Source organism: Bradyrhizobium sp. CSA207 (assembly GCF_029051685.1).
GTDB lineage: Bacteria > Pseudomonadota > Alphaproteobacteria > Rhizobiales > Xanthobacteraceae > Bradyrhizobium.
In genome coordinates this window covers 1-17,442 of record NZ_JAACFT010000071.1, presented here as the reverse complement: position 1 = coordinate 17,442, position 17,442 = coordinate 1, and the positions used below count along the sequence as shown (strand labels likewise).

Below are 17,442 nucleotides of genomic sequence, written 5' to 3'. Positions count from 1 at the left end.
CGCGCCCGGCGATCGCCCAGGACGGAGCATCGTCGCCGCGATAGGACGTCGCCAGATATTCGGCGATGAGACGGCCGGTGTAACCCGTCGCGCCATAGACGATGAGGTCGAAGTCCCGCTTCACGACATTGGTCCTCCTCAAGACCCGGCAGCTATCCTCAGATCCGTATGCAATCTCTTTGTACGCTTCGCGGCCACTGTCGCCAGGGGTCACGCAACATTCGCTACCGAGCGGGCGCTACCCCTTACTTACTCGCGCCGGTCTTCCACCGGCTGGACCGCACCAGCTTGCCTGGCACTCATTCGATCACCTCGTTGGCGCGGGCGAGCAGCGCCTAAGAGGTGGGGATGCCAGGCCATTTTGAGCTGCCGTGGAGCCCGACGAGGACACGGGGACGCTCAGCACGAGCAGCAAGTTCCATTTGAGGGTCCGCCGCTTCATTGAACCGTCCCATCCCGTTTGACAGAGGAGAACGCCTGATCGGCCACAGCAGGAGTGCGCTCAGACTGTCCTCGCCTCATCACCTGACGGCGCAAGCTGTGATGCGTCCTGCGCGACTTGTACTTGGCGGGAATGATCGGTCGCGATCAGGAGATAAATGGCCGGCACCACGAAGAGCGTGAACAGTGTACCGATCGAGAGTCCGCTTGCGATGACAAGTCCCATGTTGAAACGCGAGACCGCCCCAGCGCCGCTTGCGAGGATCAGTGGAACCACGCCAAAGACCATTGCCGCTGTGGTCATGAGGATCGGCCGCAATCTGATTCCGGCAGCCTGCTCGATTGCTTCGCGCTTGGCGACGCCGCCGCGCTGCAGCTCGTTTGCGAATTCGACAATCAGAATGCCGTGCTTGCTGATCAGGCCCATCAACGTCACCAGGCCGACATCGGTGTATATGTTCAGCGATGCGCCGCCGATGCCGAGGCTTACGAAGATCAACGCGCCGGCGATCGACATCGGCACCGATACCAATATGATGCATGGATCGCGGAAGCTTTCGAACAGCGCCGCGAGCGAGAGGAAAATGATCACCAGCGCAAATCCGAACGTGGCGACAAAGCCGGAGGATTCCTGGATATATTGCCGGGACAAGCCGCTATAATCGACGGTGTAGCCTCGTGGTAACGTCTTGGCAGCAAGATTGCTGAGGAAGTCCAGGGCGTCGGACTGCGCTACGCCGGGCGCCGCAACGCCCTGAATGGTGGCGCTGTTCAGCTGCTGGAAATGATTAAGCGTCTCCGGGACCGTTTTGGTCGCGATGTGCGCGATCGTCGACAGCGGCACGGGAATGCCCGAAACGGTGGCCACGTAATAGTTGAGCAGCTGATCGGTATTCAGACGAAATCGTCGCTGGACTTGCGGGATTACCTTGTAGGAACGCTGGTCGAGACTGAAATAGTTCACATACCCACCGCCCAGCATCGCCCCCATCGCGTTGCCAACATCGCTCATCTTGAGCCCAAGTTGCGCAGCCTTGTCGCGATCGATCTCGACGACTGCTTCGGGATTGTCGATCTTCAGATCCGTGTCGAGGAAGATGAACATTCCGCTGTCGATCGCAGCTTTCAGGAACTGCTGGGCGGCATCGTCGAGCTTGTCGAACGAATCGGTGGTCTTGATCACGAACTGTATCGGCAGCCCCTGGCTGCCCGGCAGCGGAGCCAGCTGAAAGGCGGCGATCCGCGCCCCGGCAACCTGGTCGAGTTGCTGCTGAACGATCGGCTGCAGCTGGTTGCTCGTCCTTGTGCGCTCGTCCCACGGCGTCAGCACCATGCCCGAGACCACGCGCGCAGGCGAGTTGATCTGGAAGACGTGATCGGTCTCCGGATATTTCTTCATGATCTGGAAGACCTGCCGCGCATACAGCACCTTTTGCTGTAAGGTCGCATCCGGCGCCAACGTGGACGTCGCAATCACCACACCCTGGTCTTCCTGGGGAGCGAGTTCGCTTTTGGTGCCTGCATAAAGGAAATAGATGCTGGACAGCACGAGCAGTGCGAAGACGCCTGTTACAGGTATATAGTCGAGGCTGCCGTGCAGCCAGCTCAGATAGAGACGACGTAGCGCCTCAAAACGGCGATCAATGAGGGCAGCGAATCGTGCTTGCCAACCGCGCGTTGCGCCATGCGGCTTGAGCAGACGGGAGCTCATCATTGGCGACAGCGTCAGCGCGGCAACGGCCGATATTGTCACCGTGCCGACCAGGGTGAAGGCGAATTCCGTGAAAAGCGCCCCGGTCAGACCGCCCTGGAACGCGATCGGGACATAGACCGCGACAAGGACAACCGTCATAGCAACGATCGGGCGGCCGAGCTCTCGCGCCGCCTCGATCGCCGCAACGACCGGCGTCTTGCCGGCCTCAAGGTGACGGTTGACGTTTTCGACGACGATGATGGCATCATCGACCACGAGCCCGATCGCAAGCACCAGCGCCAGCAGCGTCAAGAGATTGATCGAGAAACCGACCGCCAGCATCATGGTGAAGGCGCCCACCAGCGACAGCGGGATCGCGACCATCGGGATCAGGACGGAACGCCCCGACCCCAGGAACAGGAACACGACGAGATTGACGATCAGCAGGGCCTCGACGAGCGTCTGCACGACGTCATAGATCGCCGCGCGCACGAATTTGGTGGAATCATAAACGATCTGGCCGTGCAGTCCGTTGGGCAGCTGTTGTTGTATGCCGGGGAAGATCCGGTGCACGCCCGCGATCACGTCGAGCAGGTTGGCAGTCGGCGCCACCTGGATGCCGATATAGACCGCCGGCGTGCCGTCGAATGCGACCTGTGTGTCGTAGTCGTCCGCGCCGAGCGAGACGTTTGCGACATCCTTCAATCGCACGATCGCGCCACCCGCCTGCTTGACAATCAAGTTGGCAAATTCGCTCTCCGAATGTAGGCCGGTCGATGCTGTGAGATTGACCTCTACCATCTGTCCCTTGGTGGTGCCGAGCCCGGAGATAAAATTGTTCTGCGTCAACGCAGCCGCTACATCAGCGGCGCTGAGACCATAAGCAGCCAGCTTTTTCGGGTTGAGCCACGCCCGCAGGGCAAAGTTCTGTCCGCCCAGAATTTCCGCAGTCTGAACGCCCGGTACGGCCTGCAGCTTCGGCTGAACGGCGCGGGTGAGATAATCGGTGATTTGATTCCGTCCCAGCACATCGCTGTCGAAGCCGAGATACATGGCGTCGATCGTCTGACCGATCTGCACCCTCAGCACGGGTTGCTGCGCCCCTGAGGGGAGCTGGTTGAGCACCGAGCTGACTTTGGTGTTGATTTCCGTCAGTGCCTTGTCGGCATCGTAGTTGAGGCGGAGGTTGATGGTGATCGTGCTGACGCCGCTTGCGCTATTCGAGCTCATGTAATCGATGCCGTTTGCCTGGGCGATCGCGTTCTCGAGCGGTGTTGTAATGAAGCCGGCGATCACATCGGGGGCAGCGCCGTAATAGGTGGTAGTAGCGGTGACGACCGCATTCTGCGTGCGCGGATATTGCAGCACAGGCAGCGAGGTCATGGCGCGCAGTCCGAGCGCGAGTATCATCAGATTGACCACAGTGGCAAGAACGGGCCGGCGAATGAAGAGGTCGGTGAAGTTCATGGCAGGCCTCTCATTGTTCGGAGACCTGAGGGTTCGCGCTGAAAGGCGTGGTGACTTCGTTGTTGATCTGGACCGGCGATCCGTTGTGCAGCTTGTTCTGCCCCGCCGTGACCACGACATCGCCAGGCTTGATTCCATCCAGCACCGCGACTTGGTCGCCGCGGGTTTGGCCGGTTTTCACGAAGACCTGGTGCGCAATCTTTTGCCCCTGCCCGCTGTCGTTCCCGCCGGTATCTTCGATCAGATAGGCAATCTCTCCATACGCGTTGTAGTAGATTGCCGTCTTCGGCAGCGTCACGTAATCCTTCTGCGTCCCCACATCGATATCGACGGTCGCAAACATTCCCGGCAGCAGCTTCTCGTCGGGATTCTTGAATGTCGCCCGGACCTGGACATTACGGGTCGCCGCATTGACGAGGGAGTTGATCGCCATGAGCGTGCCGGTGAATGTCTGATCAGGATAGGTATCGACCTTCGCAATGACGGGTTGGCCGACCCTGATCTTTGCCAGGTCCTGCTGCGGCAGGTAGAAATCCACAAAGATCGGATCGAGCTTCTGCAGCGTTACGATCGGCGTCCCCGGCGCGATATACTGACCGAGGTCGACCTGACGGATGCCGATTCGGCCGGAGAAAGGTGCTCGGATCGACTTGTAGCCGACAAGCGCCTGTTGTTGCGCAACCTGCGCCTGGTCGTTCTTGAGCGTTGCCAGGTCCGTATCAGCAGTCTGCTGGCTTACGGACTGGCTCTTGAGCAACCTGACGTCGCGATCGTAGTTGAGCTGCGCCAGCGCCGTCAAAGCCTCCAGAGCGTGCAAATGCGCGACGTCATCGGCGTCTTCCAGCTCGACGAGCAATGTTCCCTGCTCGACTTCTTCGCCTGACTGGAAGTGGATGGCTTTGACGGTACCGGCGACCTGCGAACTGAGGTCGGCCCCCTTTTCCGCCCGGGTGCTACCCACGGCCTCCAGGCGGTCCTGCCACCGCTGCGTGCCGGCTGTGATCGTGGAAACCGTCTGTGGCGGGTTGCGCAGTCCCGCGATCGACTTCTGGATCATCCTGGCCCGAAAAGCTTCAAACCCGAACACCGACCCCAAAACCAGTCCGACGGCGACCAGCATGACGGCCATGCGTCGAAGCATCCGGGAGTTCTGGCTTTTGGAAGGAACGGCGCTTTTCATTGCCGTTGACCATCAGTTGTGGCGCCCGCAGCGCGCTTCGTCCCGTTTGGATGGCCCCATCGATTCCGAGATGCAGTTCCAGGACTGATTCGAAACGACTATTGAATGCGACGGTTCCCGACACCGTCCTTCACGGCGGGAACTGCCTAACAAATCGTCGCGATCCGCGGCCAGAGTTCGTCGCCCGGAGGCCATTGAGACCGTAGGCTGGTTGGGCATCAGGAACGCCCGGAGGCGACCTCCGTTACGAAGCCGCCCGTGCATCGACCGAATGGTGAGCGGCAGCGAGAGCGCACGGCAGCCGGTATCTTGCCTGAGCCTCTCGCGCCGTTCTCAGGTCCGCGTTGAGGCGCAGGGCCGCTTCCGCCGCCGCAGCAGGGTTTGCCGCGCGCCGGAAATTGGAACTCATGTGCCCCCGCCGTACGGTGTTACCCATACGCAATTGTGCCTCATAGCGCCTTGCATCTAAGCCCCGATGATGTTGCAAGAAGAAAATCCGCTTCGTGGTTGCGGGCTTTTTTGAGTTTAATTGTTGAGAGTGAAAGCGTCTGGAAGTGAACTGGATCTCGGTACGAATAGAGAAGGCTGCCCCGAACAGATGTTGAGGCCACTGGTCCGCGCCGCTCGGAATGGAGAAGGCGGCCGATGCCTCACCCTGCAGTGACGCGTCCCGGCGGAAGTGGCAATCGGCTTCTAGCAGCACTGCTGCCACCGGACTTCGCTCTGCTGGCGCCCGAGCTGGAACCGGTCGCGCTCGATCAGGACGCGATCCTCGCGCGAGCGGGTGACGAGGTCGAGCATGTCTTCTTCCCTCATAGCGGCGCCATCTCGCTGATGATCGACATGGCGAACGGGCAGACGGTTGCCACCGCGGCAATCGGGTGTGAGGGAGGAGTCGGCATCCTCTCCGCGCTAGGGCCGTCACCTTCGGCCATTACCGCCATCGTGCACGCGGCAGGGACCGCTTCGCGGATCCCCGCCTCCCGATTTCGCGCCGCTTTCAACCGCAGCCCCGCGCTCCGGCACGCGCTCCAGGCCCACCTCAGCGCGATGCTGACACAGTTCCAGCTCGGCGCGGCCTGCAATGCGCTGCATCCGGTCCAAGTCCGCATGGCACGCTGGCTGCTCCATTTAAGCGACCACATCGACCACGACGTCCTCCCGCTCACCCAGGAAGCGCTGTCGCAAATACTCGGTGTGCGACGAACGACGGTGACTCCCCTGATGCGCAATCTGCGCGCGTCGGGCGCGATCAGATCTGATCGAAGAGGCCAGATCGAGATCGACCGATCGCGCCTCGCGGCGGTGGCGTGCGAATGCCACGAGACCATGCGTCTCAAAGTTGACGGATCTGCCTCGACGAATACGGCCCGATCTCGCTTTCTGGCTGTTGGGGATGATGAGCGCGTCTCACTAGGTGCATTGGTTGCTCGTTCCGGGAAGGACCCCGTGACCGCGCATCCGACCAGCGTTGGGAAATAGGCTCTTGGCGGCGTTGCCGCCGGCGGATCTCGGCCTGCTCACGCCCCACTTCCAGAAAATCTCGTTCGAACCCGACGCCATGTTGGTGCGGTCGGGCGATGAACTCGACCAGGTTTATTTTCCCCATAGCCATAGCGGCGCCATCGCCTTCATGGTCGCTATGCCCAACGGGCAAACGGTTGCAACCACGTTGATGGGGCGGGAAGGCGCATTGGCCTCGCTCTCCGTGCTCGGCCCATCGCGGTCGTCCGTTACCGCGATTGCTCGCGTGGCCGGCACCGCATCGCGGATTTCCGCCGCGAAATTCCGGTTCGCCTATGCGCGAAGCGCAGCCATCAGGCACGTGGTGCAGGTCCACGCCCGCACGCTGTTGTTGCAGCTCCAGCACGTGGCCGCCTGCAACGCGCTGCATCGGGTGGAAGGCCGCATGGCGCGGTGGCTGCTGCAGATTCACGACCGCGTTCCCGACGACGTGCTTCCGCTAACGCAGGAGGCACTTGCCCAATTGCTCGGGGTGCGGCGGACGACGGTGACCCTGACGATGAGCAAGCTTCGCGTGGCGGGAGCCATCAGGTCCGACCGGCGCGGCTTCGTCGAGGTCGACCGGACGCGGCTCGAAAGCGTAGCGTGCGAATGCTACGCGCTGATGCGGCGCAGGATCGATCGCATGTCCTGCCAGGAATTGTCCGCGCCGCGACTTGCTCTTGCGCTGTGCCAGGAAAGCTCCTTCGTCACCTCCGGTGAAGGCGGCGAAGACCACGCTGAAATCAAGGCCGCTTCGCCGGTGAGGAAATAGCGGGTCCTTCCGTCACGATCAGGCTCTCTCCGGTGTGAACAGGCGTCCAAGATGACCCCTCCACCGCTCGGCAGATCAATAGCTTAGCTCGCCGATCGGCGCCCGGTCGCCGCTGGCCGCGTTCGAAGCCTCGCGCCGCTTCATGATCAGGGCTATCCTTTCTCCGCCATGAAGCTTGGCCCCGGTGGCGGCTCTCGGGTGCAAGAAATGAGCCGCACTGTTTGCGTTGATGATCAAATGACGCACGGCGGCCAAAAGGGTTTCGGCATGACAAAGCACGGCCGATCCGGGCACGCGACCCGATCGCCGCGCTTCCGCTTCCTGCAGAAGCTCGAAGCGCAAAAGAATGATCGCAAGGACCGCTCTCGGATCAAGGACCCGAAACAGTCCGTCGAGGAGCTATTCCATCCCCGGAAAGCAACATGAGACCTGACGAACTATCCGCGCTCGCGGCGTTCGATCTACTCGAAATGATGTTCAAGAGTGGTGTGATTGCGGGGAGACGGCCCTGTGATGCTCATTTGCGAGATCGATTGATGAGGTCTTTCGCGATGCCGTTCGGCTCCAGGATTTTCTCAGTCAGGCCAAGGTAACGTTCAGCAGGAGTGGTTAGCGCCCACAGGGAGTGCCGAATTCAAAGAGGGGGAACGTGAATGGCGCTGAGGCGCAGGAAGTCCGTGGACTTCACCGGCTGCTGGAAGCGGCACGTATCGCAGTAGGGTCGTAATCCCAATGAGGGCCAAGATTATGAAAATAACCTATACGGATTCACGCGATGGAATGGTGCTTATTGGGTTCACCGATGAGCGCGGAGAACACGAAATCGCCCTAAGCACAATAGAGACGGCCGACCTTATCGGCGCGTTGAGGACCTCGCTAGAGGAGGCGGTTGGAAGTGCGGCCGCAAACAGCATGGGCCTTCCGGGCATCGAACGAGTGCAGATCGTTGAGACCGCGGAAGAAGTATTTTTCCGCGTCTATATGAATGATCGCATTTCCCACGATTATCCGGTTCCGAAAGGAACCGTTCTGGCGGATGAGCTTCGGATGATGGCCGACCGGATGGAGGCGCGCAATTCGGCAAAGGCCACACCACCGTCACCCGATATCCAAAAGGGCAAGCTGAATTAGCAGACATGCTATATCTCCGGGGCTGGCGCCTCGAAGGTGGACTAGCATGGACTATCCGGTGCGCAGGCATCCCGCTCATGCTGCCCGCGCGCTGGGTGGAGCGAAATCAGTCGACTTTGGGACACAGGACTGGTACAGACGACGTCGTCTGGCTTGCGATAAGTACCTGATTTTATTGAGCTTATGTTGCTGGCGCGGCAATCCCTTACTCTCCGCCAAGGTCAAAGAAGCGCAGTAGAAGCAACAGGCGATTAGCTCGCCGAACTCTTTGCCTCGCGATCGGTACACACGCGCCGCTTCGCGCCGACCTTTAGCGGTATTGCCTACCCGTGTAGTCCGATGGCTGCGCCGCGTACGTGGGCGCTGCAAACCGCGCCACATTCTCCCTCGAGATCAGCCCGCACCAACTGACTTCTGAGCGCTATACCGGAATAGCGAGAATCAAATCGGTCTGGTGGGCTGCGGGTCAGCGAAGTCAAACCGCGTGACTATCCATCGTCGCACCACCAGCGAGTTGCCGAAATCGCCTGTCGATTCAACCAGCGCTAGGTCGTGGATGCGCAACCCAGGTTACGATAGCTGCGATGACGATGCAAAAGACGGGTCTGCCGTGAGCGTGCTCATCAGCACCCGAACGCCGGCGCGTTCTGCGCAGGCGAGAGCATATTGATCAGAATGTGTAGCGACAACAACATTAGGCCGAGGCCACCTCTAGTGGGAGTGGCACGGTTTTGGTCTGACAGCGCAAATGGGTTGCCTGTACCGTTCGCGCGTACGGGGGTGAAGCCGACTGCAGACTCTGCGGGCCGCGCTGGTGAGACTGATTGCCGGGTCAGACTGTCCTCGCCTCATCACCTAACGGCGCAAGCTGTGATGCGTCCTGCGCCACTTGGCGGGAATGATCGGTCGCGATCAGGAGACAAATGGCCGGCACCACGAAGAGCGTGAACAGTGTACCGATCGAGAGTCCGCTTGCGATGACAAGTCCCATGTTGAAACGCGTTGCGCGAGGCAGTGATTGCCGGTGAATTTTCACGCGGAAAAGCCGCTGAGCTCACTGGATATGAAACAAGGCAGGCCCGAGCGGTTCTGAATACGCTCATCAATCTCGGATATCTAGCGTCGCCAACATCGAAAAGTACGGTACGTCTCGGCTTCCCCGCCGAAGTCGTCGACCGATGGTTTCCGCGACTGTATCAGCCGCCGGGGGCCAACTGATGAACTTGTTAGCGCTGCAATTCTCGCCTCCTAGCCTTTGCCTTTTGCTTTAGCGCGGCACGACCCAGTAGCGCTCCGTCGGAGGCTGCATCCGGCAGCGGAAGTAGTGCCCGTAGATAATCGGTGCAAGCTGGGACGCGTCCTCGGCAAGTCAATGCCCGGCGTAAGGCTTCCGGTAGGACCCAGATTCAGTTTACGGTCAGGAGAACTACGTGTCAGAAACGCGCTACTTGTCCGGCCGCTTCCGGCGCAAAGCGGCCGTTCGTATGCATCCGGCGTCTCGCGACTGGTAGGGAATGGCATGAAATGGAGTCGGTCGTGACTGATAAGGAATGGCAAAATCCTTATCAGTCACGCGGTGCGGTAGGGGCACCCCGCGGACCGTTGGGATCCTCTTGGCTGCTTTTTAACGTTGTTGCCCTGGCCGGAATCGAATTTAAGCATTTGAAAAATTATCGGAATCTTTGAGAGCGGTTTAGTCTACTCACAAATCTACTCGTACAGTTGCTGCTCTCTAGCTACAAGCTATGTGGCGTTATGAGATACTCTCGTGGGGGTCGATTGCGAACGCAATTCACACGCGAGTCATAGGCAAATCTTCGTTGGGGTACTGTTGCCAACGCAGGAATGTATGGTCACATTCTACCCTTGGTAGGCCCAAACGATCTTTCGATCGGTCACTCGTACATGCCCAAGTTCCTTCGCATCGGAGTCCATCAGTCGAACGTTTCCGGATACACGTCAAAGGCATGGTGGGTTCGCCGGGTTGGCCCGACGGTTTTCTTGAAGTGGGGCGCCGTCGAGGTCCATGGCGTGGGAGATGGGCGAAAGATTTACTGGACGCTTCCGCCGCGGGCGAAAACAATTCGTTGCGGCACGGTGCAGCGTGCCAAAGACTATGCAAAAGCCGCAATCGCGCGGCGACGCACCCATCGCTATGAACCGCTGGCTGGAAGTATTGCGATCCGGCGCCGACCTGCCAATCGCGGCGCCGAGCTCGAACGAGCGCTCGCCACGATCCTGTTTGTCGATATCGTCCGGTCCACCGAAAAAGCCGCGCAGCTGGGCGATTCGCGTTGGACACAGGTGATGAATCACTATTACGCCGCCGTCCGTAGAGAGCTGAAGACTTTGCGCGGAAAGGAAGTCGTGACGACGGGGGACGGACTGCTCGCGACGTTCGAGGCGCCGGCGGCCGGGGTCCGTTGCGCGACCGCAATCCGCGAGGCAGTGCGCACGCTGGGGCTAGAGGTCAGGGTGAGACTGCACGCGGGCGAATACAAAGTGAGCGGGGCTGACGTGATCGGTCTCGCGTTTCACATCGGCGCGCGCGTCGCTGCGAAAGCGCGTGCCGGCGAAGTCCTGGTCTCGAGCGCGGTCAAGGATTTGATGCCGCAGCCTGGAATCCGCTTCAAGGATCGCGGCGTTCACCAACTTAAAGGCGTGCCGGAGCGGTGGCGCCTGTACCGGGTCGAACATTAAGGTGTCCTGCTAGAGTGGACACCGGTTTTGCGATCGGTTCGATAGTGCGACTACAGGTGCCGAGAGCCCGCATGGCGAACGGCTCGGCGCCGGGAAAGTTCGGCGGCGAATCGGCCTCGTGATGCCATCCTCCCTGATCGGGCGAGCACGGCGCCGGAGCGCTGGCAACCAAATTCGAGGCCGGCAGCCGCTAGTTCGGCAGGGGGTATTTTTCACCGCGATCGACGGTGTATTTCGATGGATGTTTCGGCGAGGCGTCGCCTTGGGACGCATTGACAGCAGCAACACCCAATCGCAAGCTCGTCTCAGGCGTCTTTGGCGCAGCCCGTGTCAACCGCACCGAGAGAATTCACCAGGAGTTCCAACAGTGGACAGATCAATCGTGCTCGCCGCCGTCTGCGCTTCGGCGCTCGTGGCAGCTTCGGCCGCTTCCGCCAAAACCTTGGTTTTCTGCTCGGAAGGCAGCCCGGAAAACTTCTATCCCGGCGTCAACACGACCGGCACGTCGTTCGACGGCAACGAGCCGATCTACAACCGCATTGTCGAGTTCGAGCGCGGCGGCACGCAGGTGGTGCCTGGCCTCGCCGACAAATGGACGGTCTCGCCGGACGGCCTCACCTACACCTTCAACTTGCGCAAGGGCGTGAAGTGGCACTCGACGTCCAAGTCGTTCAAGCCGACGCGGGACTTCAATGCCGACGACGTCATGTTCTCGATCGAACGGCAATGGAAGGAAGACAATCCGTATTTCAAGGTGACGAGTTCGAATCATTCCTATTTCGGCGACATGGGCATGCCGAAATTGTTGAAGTCGGTCGAGAAGGTCGACGACTACACCATCAAGATCACGCTCAACCAGCCGGAAGCACCTTTCCTCGCCGATCTCGCGATGGCGTATGCGGCCATCCAGTCGAAGGAATACGCGGATGCGATGCTGAAGGCCGGCACGCCCGAGAAGATCGACCAGGATCCGATCGGCACCGGCCCGTTCTATCTGGTGCAGTACCAGAAAGACGCCGTGATCCGGTACAAGGCATTCCCTGAATTCTGGGGCGGCAAGGCGAAGATCGACGATCTCGTCTATTCGATCACGCCGGATGCATCGGTTCGCTGGGCCAAACTCCAGAAGGGCGAATGCGATGTGATGCCCTATCCGAACCCGGCCGACATCGATGCGATCAAAAAGGATCCGAACGTCACGATCCTGGAACAGCCGGGCCTCAACGTCGGTTATCTGGCATTCCAGACCCAGAAGAAGCCTTTCGACGACGTGCGCGTGCGCAAGGCGATCAGCATGGCGATCGACAAGAAGGCGATCATCGACGCCGTCTATCTGTCGACCGGCATCCCGGCCAAGAACCCGATCCCGCCCACGATGTGGTCGTACAACGACAGCATCAAGGACGACCCCTTTGATCCGGCGGCAGCCAAGCAGCTGCTGGCGGAGGCCGGATACCCGAACGGCCTGGAAACCGATCTGTGGGCCATGCCGGTGCAGCGGCCCTACAATCCCAACGCCAAGCGCATTGCCGAACTGATGCAGGCCGACCTCGCCAAGATCGGCGTCAAGGCCGAGATCAAATCGTTTGAATGGGGCGAATACCGCAAGCGGATGCAGAATGGCGAGCACCAGATGGGCATGCTGGGCTGGACCGGCGACAACGGCGACCCCGACAACTTCCTGCATACGTTGCTGGGCTGTGCCTCGGCGCAAACGGCATCGGGTTCGAATATCGCCAAGTTCTGCTACCAGCCATTCGACGATCTGGTCGTGAAGGCCAAGACCGTCAGCGATCAGGCCGAGCGGACCAAGCTGTACGCGCAGGCCCAGGTGATCTTCAAGGAGCAGGCGCCGTGGTTCACCATTGCGCACGCGGTGCAGTTGAAGCCCGTCAACAAGCGGGTGATCGACTTCAAGCTGTCGCCGTTCGGACGGCACACCTTCTATGGCGTCGACGTCACGGAATAGCAGAAGACAAGGGCGGAGCGGCCTGCGCTGCTCCGCCGCTTTTTCTTTACCCTTCCCCTTGCGGAAAGGGTGACAGGGAACGGCATGCTCCGGTTCGTCTTTACCCGGCTGAGCCTCGTGGTTCCGACCTTCATCGGAATCACGTTGCTTGTGTTCGTGCTGATCCGTCTGATCCCCGGCGATCCCATTGAGACGATGGCGGGCGAACGCGGCATCGATCCGGCCCGGCACGCGCAACTGCGCAAGGAATACGGCTTCGATCAGCCGGTGCTGGTGCAATACGGCCTTTATCTGTCGCGGCTGGTGCATGGCGACCTCGGCCGCTCGATCGTCACCCATGAGCCGGTGATTTCCGAATTCGGGACGTTGTTCCCGGCGACGATCGAGCTATCGGTTTGCGCGATCCTGTTTGCTTTATGCCTCGGGTTGCCGGCCGGCATCATCGCTGCGGTCCGGCGCAACTCCATCTTCGACCATGGTGTGATGGGGGTCTCGCTCACCGGATATTCGATGCCGATTTTCTGGTGGGGGTTGCTGCTGATCCTGCTTTTTTCGGTGCAACTTGGATGGACTCCGGTGTCGGGCCGGATCGCGGTGCAATACTACATCGAACCGGTGACCGGCTTCCTGCTGATCGATGCGCTGCTGGCCGGTGATTTCGGCGCGTTTCGCTCGGCCCTGTCTCATCTCGTGCTGCCCACGATCGTGCTCGGCACGGTGCCGCTCGCGGTCATCGCCCGCATGACGCGGTCCGCCATGCTGGAGGTCCTGGGCGAAGATTACATCCGCACCGCCCGCGCCAAGGGGTTACCGGGTTTCCGGGTGATCGCGATCCATGCGTTGCGCAATGCGCTGATCCCGGTGGTGACGGTGATCGGGCTGCAGGTCGGCGTCCTCTTTACCGGTGCGATCCTCACGGAGACCATTTTCTCTTGGCCGGGCGTGGGCAAATGGCTGATCGAGGGCATCAACCGCCGCGACTATCCGGTGCTACAGGGCGGAACGCTATTGATCGGCGCGATCGTCATGATCGTCAATCTGCTGGTTGATGTCACCTATGGGCTGATCAATCCCCGCATCCGGTACACAAGATGACCGCCGAAGTCCTCAAAACCCCCGTCGTCGTGGCGCAAGCGAGCGCTCCGCTGCATCCGCTGTGGGAATTCTGGTCCCATTTCAAGGCAAATTTCGGCGCCGTGGCGGGCCTCGTCGTGATCGTGGTTCTGGTTTTGCTCGCGCTCTTTGCCGATTTCGTTGCGCCACATTCCCCGATCCTCACCAACAATGCGGCCTTTCTTAAGCCCCCGTTCTGGCAGCAGGGCGGAGCGATCGCCTATCCGCTCGGTACCGACGCGATCGGCCGCGATATTCTGTCCCGTCTCATCCACGGCGCGCGGCTTTCGCTTCTGATCGGCATCGCGGTGGTGACGTTGTCGGTGATATCAGGGACGGTCCTCGGTCTGGTGGCGGGTTTTTTCCGCGGCGTGATCGAGATCTCGATCATGCGGCTGATGGACATTACGTTGACGCTGCCGAGCCTTTTGCTCGCGATCGTGATCGTTGCGATCCTCGGGCCGGGCTTGATGAATGCGATGCTGGCGGTCGCGATCGTGCTCTTGCCACACTACGTGCGGATCGCGCGCGCCGCCGTGATCAGCGAAGTCTCGAAGGATTACGTCACCGCGGCCAAAGTCGCAGGCGCCGGCCGGCTCCGGTTGATGTTCAAGGAGGTGCTGCCGAATTGCGCAGCGCCCCTGATCGTGCAGGCGACGCTCGGCATTTCGACCGCGATCCTGGACGCGGCAGCACTCGGCTTTCTCGGTCTCGGTGCGCAGCCGCCGCTGCCGGAGTGGGGAACTATGTTGGCGGACGCGCGCGAATTCGTGCTGCGGGCCTGGTGGGTCGTCACGCTTCCGGGCCTCGCGATCCTCGTGACCGTGCTGGCTTTCAACCTTCTGGGCGACGGACTGCGCGATGCGCTCGATCCCAAGCTCAAGCGATAGCGCAAAGTCGATCTGATGCCGCTCCTCGAGATCAAGAATCTGTCGGTTGAGTTTCCATCCCAGAACGGGATGGTGCGCGCCGTGGATGGCGTCGACATCACGCTCGAAAAAGGCGAGGTGCTGGGGATCGTCGGCGAATCCGGCTCCGGCAAAAGCGTCGGCATGCTGGCCCTGATGGGGTTAGTGCCCTATCCGGGGCGCGTCCAGGCCGACAGGCTGTTGTTCGAGGGGCGGAATCTCCAGACCTTGTCTGACCGCGAACGGCGCGCGCTCGTCGGCAAGGACGTCGCGATGATCTTCCAGGAGCCGACGACATCGCTCAATCCCTCCTTCACGATCGGCTATCAGCTGGCCGAGACCTTGCATATCCATGAAGGGATGGATCGCAAGGCGGCGCGACGGCGCGTGATCGAACTGCTGGATCAAGTCGGCATTCCGGCCCCGGAGAGCCGGCTGTCGGCCTATCCGCACCAGCTCTCGGGCGGCATGAACCAGCGCGTCATGATCGCGATGGCGATCGCATGCAATCCAAAACTCCTGATCGCCGATGAGCCGACGACGGCGCTCGACGTCACCATTCAGGCGCAGATCCTCGATCTTCTGCTGTCGCTGCAACGCGATCGTGGCATGGCGCTGATCCTCATTACCCATAACATGGGTGTGGTCTCGGACACCACCGAGCGGGTCGCCGTCATGTATGCGGGCCAGATCATGGAACAGCGCCCGACGCAGAGTCTGTTCGCGTCGCCGCAGCATCCCTATACGGCCGCGCTGCTGGCGGCACGCCCGGAGGCGAGCGAAGGCGGACGGCTCGCCACCATTCCGGGCGTGGTGCCGGGACTTAACGATCGGCCGCTTGGGTGCCTGTTTAGTCCGCGTTGCGGCCATGCGACGCCGCTCGCCGACGAAGTGCGTCCCGGCCTGCGCCCCTGGATGGACGGCCTGATCCGTTGTCATTATCCGCTCGGCGATCCGACACGGGACGAGCGCATCGCGGCCGATCGGGGCGGCGTCGGCGGAGCGCCGGTCCCAAAGCACGGGACGGTGTCATGACGGCGCTTGTCACCGCCACCGATCTCAAGCGCAGTTACGAGATCAAGCAGGGCTGGTTTCGTCCCCCGGCGCATCTGCAAGCCGTGGGCGGGATTTCCTTCACGCTTGAAACCGGCAAGACGCTGGCGGTCGTTGGCGAATCCGGTTGCGGCAAGTCGACGCTCGCAAGGCTTGTGACCCTCATCGAGAAACCGAGCGCCGGCACGCTGATGCTCGACGGCGTCGATGCGGTCAATCCTCCGGCCAGCGCCGTGAAGACGTTGCGCCGCACCGTGCAGATCGTGTTTCAAAACCCCTATGGGTCGCTCAACCCCCGCAAACGCATTGGCGACATACTCGAAGAGCCGCTGATCATCAACACCAGGCTGTCAAAGCCGGAGCGGCGGGCGCAGGCGCTCGACATGATGGCGAAGGTCGGGCTGCGGCCGGAGCAATATGGCCGCTATCCGCACATGTTCTCGGGCGGCCAGCGTCAGCGCATCGCGATCGCGCGCGCCTTGATGTTGCGGCCGAAGCTGCTGGTTGCCGACGAGCCGGTCTCCGCGCTCGACATGTCGGTGCAGGCGCAGGTTCTCAACCTCCTGGTCGATCTGCAGCGCGAACTGGGGCTGGCTTATCTCTTCATCTCGCACGATCTCGCCGTGGTGCGTCACATCGCCGACGACGTGATGATCATGTATCTGGGGATCGCTGTCGAGCATGGGCCGAAACAGCGCATCTTTGCGCGGCCGCTGCATCCCTATACGCAGGCCCTGCTTGACGCGACGCCGGGCCTTGGCCGCAACCGCCAGCGCATCGTGCCGAAGGGCGAGTTGCCGTCGCCGCTCGATCCGCCGAAGGGCTGCGTGTTCTCGACCCGCTGTCCCTATGTGACCGATCTCTGCCGCGCCCAGCGTCCGCTCTTGCGCCCGCTCGACGGCCGCCTCGTCGCCTGCCACTACGCCGAGCGTTTCCTGGAAATACAGGCGGCTTAGCCATCGGCCTGTCTATGGGAATAAATCCTTGGTGCCTGGCCGGAATCGAACTTATCTGTAAGCAATTGAAAAAAGACCATAATTTTTAGGAACGGCTTGCTCTTGCTCTACTCACAATTCTACTCGCACATTTGTTGTTCTTCGGCGAAGCACTATGTCGCTCGATGTGCGGTCCATAACATCGGGGGTCTCCGCCGCGTCGCTCCATCGCAAGCGGCGGGTTTATAGCGACTGAGCAGTCTGGTATTCCCAACAAAGTACTCGCGACCGGCCGCTTCTGGCACGCAAAGCGGCCAATCGCTGGACTCGCGCCTCTCACGAGGGGCCATTGTCGGAAATGGCTGATCGCGTGACCCGTCACTTTCTGCTCCAGGCCGTGTGAAAACAGTGCAACTTGGGCCCACCGGCGCGTTCCGCGGCCGCCGAGCCTTTGATGCGATGGGATCGACCTCCTGTCATCTTAGGGGCAACCAGAAGCTTCATCTAGGCGCTGATTTGGTCGCGGCGAGCCGGCCTTACGCCTGCATCGCCTCCAGCAATCCGCCTACGCCCA

14 protein-coding genes and 1 pseudogene are annotated in these 17,442 nt (G+C 60.9%); 10 read left to right on the top strand and 5 right to left on the bottom strand.

The annotated features are described in order from the left end of the window. From GWG65_RS39295 to GWG65_RS39285, 3 genes and pseudogenes are all read right to left on the bottom strand, one after another. Nucleotides 1-124, bottom strand: a pseudogene (locus GWG65_RS39295) (saccharopine dehydrogenase); the annotation flags it as partial. Between the two features lie 378 nt (nt 125-502). Continuing rightward, nucleotides 503-3,601 carry an efflux RND transporter permease subunit gene (locus tag GWG65_RS39290; protein WP_275200767.1) on the bottom strand — a complete coding sequence of 1,033 codons (3,099 nt, stop codon included), beginning with the start codon at nt 3,599-3,601 and terminating at the stop codon, nt 503-505. A 10-nt stretch (nt 3,602-3,611) separates the two neighbouring features. Further along, complete coding sequence (locus tag GWG65_RS39285) at nt 3,612-4,730, bottom strand: efflux RND transporter periplasmic adaptor subunit (protein ID WP_275200766.1); 1,119 nt, start codon at nt 4,728-4,730, stop codon at nt 3,612-3,614. A gap of 711 nt (nt 4,731-5,441) precedes the next feature. Here GWG65_RS39285 and GWG65_RS39280 point away from each other — a divergent pair. Both GWG65_RS39280 and GWG65_RS39275 read left to right on the top strand, forming a co-directional pair. Further along, a complete protein-coding gene (locus GWG65_RS39280; RefSeq protein ID WP_275200765.1) occupies nt 5,442-6,263 on the top strand; it encodes a Crp/Fnr family transcriptional regulator in 822 nt (273 codons plus the stop codon). A gap of 4 nt (nt 6,264-6,267) precedes the next feature. Next, nucleotides 6,268-7,059 (top strand): Crp/Fnr family transcriptional regulator, encoded by a 792-nt coding sequence (locus tag GWG65_RS39275; RefSeq protein ID WP_275200764.1) that lies wholly within the window; start codon nt 6,268-6,270, stop codon nt 7,057-7,059. Between the two features lie 75 nt (nt 7,060-7,134). On the opposite strand, the gene GWG65_RS39270 is transcribed toward GWG65_RS39275, so the two are convergent. Next, complete coding sequence (locus GWG65_RS39270) at nt 7,135-7,401, bottom strand: hypothetical protein (protein WP_275200763.1); 267 nt, start codon at nt 7,399-7,401, stop codon at nt 7,135-7,137. A gap of 405 nt (nt 7,402-7,806) precedes the next feature. On the opposite strand from GWG65_RS39270, the gene GWG65_RS39265 reads away from it, so the two are divergent. Continuing rightward, entirely contained in the window at nt 7,807-8,190 is a 384-nt protein-coding gene (locus GWG65_RS39265; RefSeq protein ID WP_275200762.1) for a hypothetical protein, read from the top strand. A gap of 832 nt (nt 8,191-9,022) precedes the next feature. Here the strand turns inward: GWG65_RS39265 and GWG65_RS39260 are convergent. Beyond that, nucleotides 9,023-9,181: a hypothetical protein gene (locus GWG65_RS39260; RefSeq protein ID WP_275200761.1), complete on the bottom strand. Its 159-nt coding sequence runs from the start codon at nt 9,179-9,181 to the stop codon at nt 9,023-9,025. A 545-nt stretch (nt 9,182-9,726) separates the two neighbouring features. Here GWG65_RS39260 and GWG65_RS39255 point away from each other — a divergent pair. The 7 genes from GWG65_RS39255 to GWG65_RS39225 all read left to right on the top strand — a co-directional run bounded on the left by GWG65_RS39255 (nt 9,727) and on the right by GWG65_RS39225 (nt 16,889). Beyond that, on the top strand, nt 9,727-9,876 hold the full coding sequence (locus GWG65_RS39255) for a hypothetical protein (protein WP_275200760.1): 150 nt from the start codon (nt 9,727-9,729) through the stop codon (nt 9,874-9,876). 219 nt (nt 9,877-10,095) lie between these two features. Next, complete coding sequence (locus tag GWG65_RS39250; protein WP_275200768.1) at nt 10,096-10,890, top strand: adenylate/guanylate cyclase domain-containing protein; 795 nt, start codon at nt 10,096-10,098, stop codon at nt 10,888-10,890. Nucleotides 10,891-11,257: 367 nt separating this feature from the next. Beyond that, nucleotides 11,258-12,859: an ABC transporter substrate-binding protein gene (locus GWG65_RS39245; RefSeq protein WP_275200759.1), complete on the top strand. Its 1,602-nt coding sequence runs from the start codon at nt 11,258-11,260 to the stop codon at nt 12,857-12,859. A gap of 84 nt (nt 12,860-12,943) precedes the next feature. Then, nucleotides 12,944-13,954, top strand: a complete 1,011-nt coding sequence (locus GWG65_RS39240; protein WP_275200758.1) for an ABC transporter permease subunit — start codon at nt 12,944-12,946, stop codon at nt 13,952-13,954. After that, a complete protein-coding gene (locus GWG65_RS39235) occupies nt 13,951-14,862 on the top strand; it encodes an ABC transporter permease subunit (protein WP_275200757.1) in 912 nt (303 codons plus the stop codon). The genes GWG65_RS39240 and GWG65_RS39235 overlap by 4 nt, the downstream gene beginning before the upstream one ends. Nucleotides 14,863-14,877: 15 nt before the next feature. Next, complete coding sequence (locus GWG65_RS39230) at nt 14,878-15,915, top strand: ABC transporter ATP-binding protein (protein ID WP_275200756.1); 1,038 nt, start codon at nt 14,878-14,880, stop codon at nt 15,913-15,915. After that, nucleotides 15,912-16,889: a peptide ABC transporter ATP-binding protein gene (locus GWG65_RS39225; protein ID WP_275200755.1), complete on the top strand. Its 978-nt coding sequence runs from the start codon at nt 15,912-15,914 to the stop codon at nt 16,887-16,889. The genes GWG65_RS39230 and GWG65_RS39225 overlap by 4 nt, the downstream gene beginning before the upstream one ends. The last annotated feature ends 553 nt before the right edge of the window (nt 16,890-17,442 follow it).

Coding starts and splice junctions, on each gene's coding strand:
- GWG65_RS39290 (WP_275200767.1), bottom strand. CDS start 3,601: ATGAACTTCACCGACCTCTTCATTCGCCGGCCCGTTCTTGCCACTGTG.
- GWG65_RS39285 (WP_275200766.1), bottom strand. CDS start 4,730: ATGGCCGTCATGCTGGTCGCCGTCGGACTGGTTTTGGGGTCGGTGTTC.
- GWG65_RS39265 (WP_275200762.1), top strand. CDS start 7,807: ATGAAAATAACCTATACGGATTCACGCGATGGAATGGTGCTTATTGGG.
- GWG65_RS39260 (WP_275200761.1), bottom strand. CDS start 9,181: ATGGGACTTGTCATCGCAAGCGGACTCTCGATCGGTACACTGTTCACG.
- GWG65_RS39250 (WP_275200768.1), top strand. CDS start 10,096: ATGCCCAAGTTCCTTCGCATCGGAGTCCATCAGTCGAACGTTTCCGGA.
- GWG65_RS39240 (WP_275200758.1), top strand. CDS start 12,944: ATGCTCCGGTTCGTCTTTACCCGGCTGAGCCTCGTGGTTCCGACCTTC.
- GWG65_RS39235 (WP_275200757.1), top strand. CDS start 13,951: ATGACCGCCGAAGTCCTCAAAACCCCCGTCGTCGTGGCGCAAGCGAGC.
- GWG65_RS39230 (WP_275200756.1), top strand. CDS start 14,878: ATGCCGCTCCTCGAGATCAAGAATCTGTCGGTTGAGTTTCCATCCCAG.
- GWG65_RS39225 (WP_275200755.1), top strand. CDS start 15,912: ATGACGGCGCTTGTCACCGCCACCGATCTCAAGCGCAGTTACGAGATC.